The sequence below is a fragment of the uncultured Olegusella sp. genome, from assembly GCF_947253395.1.
In the GTDB taxonomy this organism is placed as follows: Bacteria; Actinomycetota; Coriobacteriia; order Coriobacteriales; family Atopobiaceae; genus Olegusella.
On record NZ_CAMXYY010000141.1, the window covers coordinates 1 to 3,238 of the forward strand.

Below are 3,238 nucleotides of genomic sequence, written 5' to 3' on the forward strand. Positions count from 1 at the left end.
TCCATACAAGCATGCTCAATCTTTTCTTGTTGCTTGGCCAAAGCAGACAAATGAGCCCCTAAATCGCGTGTTTGGCGAAATCCTGCCTCGCGCGCCTGAGCCTCCAACTTGACTTTGGCAATCTTTTCCAACACAAGCGCATGTTGAGATTCATTATCTTCAAGTTCCATCTGAGCATCTTTAAGTTGACCCACAATAATGGTTGTCTGGCGAGCCAATTGACGCTGTGCACGAGCAATGGTCGCAAGCTTTTGCTGCTGAGGCATGGCATCAAGCTGAGCGTGAATTCTCATCAATTTAATATCTATATCTTGTAGGCGAAGCAATGCCTCTGGTTCGGCCATATGAATCCTCAATCTCTCAAAGTTGTGCGCTATGTATTTTTGTGATAGCGACCAACAACACTAATCAGTGCAGCAGCAAAATCATACAATTCATCGTCGGAAACACGCTCATCAAAAGAAATACGCAGCGCACCCAACGCAAGGTCTCTCGGAATGCCCATGGAGAGTAATACGTGACTCGCATCAAGAGAACCCGAAGAGCAAGCAGATCCCGCAGAAACCTCAAAGCCCAATTGGTCAAGACTTAATACAAGGGTTTCAGAATCAACACCTTCAACAAGCACAGATACCAAACCAGGTAGACGGTCTTCGTCCATCAAAGCAGAAGTAGTAGGATGAATATGTGTACCTGAAGCACAAATACAATCATAGAGACGCTGCGCTCGTGCACGAACAAGCATGCGACGCTCCGCCATATGCTCAATACAATCACAGGCAGCCGCCGCAAAAGCAAGAGCTGCACGCACTGGCTGAGTACCTGGACGCTTGCCTTGCTCTTGTCCTCCCCCAAAAGTTTGTGCACGAAAAGGTGTTCGACCGCGCATAACAAGAGCACCAATACCCACAGGACCGCCAATTTTGTGTGCAGCAATACTTACCGCATCAACATCATCCAATGCTAACGGTATGCGACCAAACGCCTGCACTGCATCACAATGCATCAAAGCGCCAGCCTTATGAGCAGTCTTTGCAATTTGTGCCACTGGCTGCACAGTGCCCACTTCGTTGTTTGCTGCCATAACAGATACGAGAGCAGTATGCTCATCACAATGCTTTGCTACGGCCTCAACCGTAACCACACCATCACGATTGGGGCGTGCTAACTTGACCTCAAAACCCCGATCATGAAGTGCAGGAATAACATCAATTTCTGAATCATGCTCAAACTCAGACATCACAATAACTCTACGCTGACGATTACGGCTTCGGGCACCTTCAGCCATACCATAAAGAGCAAGATTATTTGATTCAGTGCCCCCAGAGGTAAAGATGACATCTGATGGACGAAAATGCCCTCCCAAACAACGAGCAATATCACGACGAGCACCATCAAGAGCACGAGCCGCTTTCCTCCCAAGCGTATGTAATGAATTGGGATTAGCTCCTGCAATTTCTGAAGCCTCATAAGCAACTTCGGCCTCTCTGGCAGCTTGGCTCAGAGGAGCTGAAGCGGCGTAATCTAAATAGACGTATGGTCTAGAAGACATACTATGCCCTTTTCAATTGTCCACGTTGACCCGCAGCACGAATATCAGCAATGGCCTGTGCACGATTGGCCGCACCAAATATCGCAGAACCAGCAACAAGTAAATTAGCGCCAGCAGATACTAACGCTTCAGCATTGTTTACACCAACACCACCATCAACCTCAATAAGAGGATTGACCTTGTGCTCACAGCAAAGCTGATGTAGCTCACGTAATTTACGATAGCTACCTTCAATAAAACTTTGACCACCAAAACCTGGATTTACTGACATGATGAGTACCAGATCAACATAGTCAATAATACTCTCGAGACAGCTCACGGGAGTCCCAGGATTGAGAACAACACCTGCTTTTGCGCCTGCATCCTGAATCTGTTTTACTAAGCGATGAGCATGAATTTGAGATTCCCAGTGAAAACTCACCACATCAGCGCCTGCGTGGAGGTAGTGAATAACCACTTCATCAGGATTGCTTACCATAAGGTGTACATCGACGGGAAGTTTACTTACCTTTTTTACCTGCTTTAAAATTGGCAAACCAAAGCTCAGGTTGGGGACAAAGTGTCCATCCATCACATCAAAATGAAGGTAATCGGCTGTGGAAATAGCTTCGATATCCTCACCCAACTTTATAAAGTCAGCTGAAAGAAGGGATGGAGCAATTTGAACTTCATGTGTCATAAGTGCAGCTCTCCTCATCTAGTAACTTACCTATCTAACCAATGCCATAAAACTCTTTTCGAGGCGGTCGACCCAAAAGACTGTCTATTGCAGAAGAAATATCTGCATGTTCATACAAAATGGCATGAACACTTTCGGTGATAGGACATTCAACTTTGAGCTGACGCGCAAGCTCAAGGGTGGAGCGCGCAGCACGCGCTCCCTCTACCACCATATGTGTACGGCTCTCGTAATCACTGAGACTCTCCCCTGCTACAAAGGCCTCACCAAAACTGCGGTTACGTGAATGTGGAGAGGTACAAGTAGCAACAAGGTCACCCATACCCGCAAGACCCATACAGGTCAATGGATCACCACCTGCAGCTGCGCTCATGCGTCCAATTTCAGCAAGGCCGCGGGTCATAAGTACCGCAAGAGTGTTGTCTCCTGCACCCAGACCAACAGCTACACCGCAGGCAACCGCTATAACATTTTTGATTGCAGCACACAGCTCAACGCCCTTGATATCTGTGCTGGCATATGCACGAAAACAAGGACTCATAAAGAGTGTTTGAAACAAAGCGCTAATCTGAGGATCTTCGGAGGCAACCACTGCTGCAGATACCTTACCTCGGCAGATTTCCTCAGCATGGTTGGGACCAGATAATGCTGCAACTCTTGCCTTGCCACCCAGCTCTTCTTCAACAACATCAGCCATAAGCATGCAACTGCCCTGCTCAATACCTTTGGTAAGCACACATATAGGCATATCTTTTGCAATATAAGCTGCTATCTGCCTTGTAGTGTCTCTTAAAAAAGAAGAAGGAACAGCAATAACTACCGCATCTGCCTCAGCAATACTTTGACCATCTACCGTCGCACAAACATTTGAGGGCAAAATGTAGTCACTAAGATGTCGAGGGTTGCGATGGTGTGTATTGATAGCCTTTGCAACCTCAGCACTGCGAGCTAACAGTGTTACCTCATCTGCATTTACCGCAAGTAAACCCGCTGCAGCAGTACCCCAC

3 protein-coding genes and 1 pseudogene are annotated in these 3,238 nt (G+C 47.1%); all 4 read right to left on the reverse strand.

The window, feature by feature from the left end:
* Positions 1 to 344 (reverse strand): annotated as a pseudogene (locus Q0X25_RS08005) (hypothetical protein); the annotation flags it as partial.
* Between the two features lie 29 nt (positions 345 to 373).
* Positions 374 to 1,552 (reverse strand): cysteine desulfurase family protein, encoded by a 1,179-nt coding sequence (locus Q0X25_RS08010; protein WP_298580987.1) that lies wholly within the window; start codon positions 1,550 to 1,552, stop codon positions 374 to 376.
* Position 1,553: 1 nt separating this feature from the next.
* Complete coding sequence (gene rpe / locus Q0X25_RS08015; RefSeq protein ID WP_298580990.1) at positions 1,554 to 2,231, reverse strand: ribulose-phosphate 3-epimerase; 678 nt, start codon at positions 2,229 to 2,231, stop codon at positions 1,554 to 1,556.
* A gap of 34 nt (positions 2,232 to 2,265) precedes the next feature.
* On the reverse strand, positions 2,266 to 3,238 hold a 973-nt coding region (locus tag Q0X25_RS08020), incomplete at its 5' end, for an NAD(P)H-dependent glycerol-3-phosphate dehydrogenase (protein ID WP_298580992.1).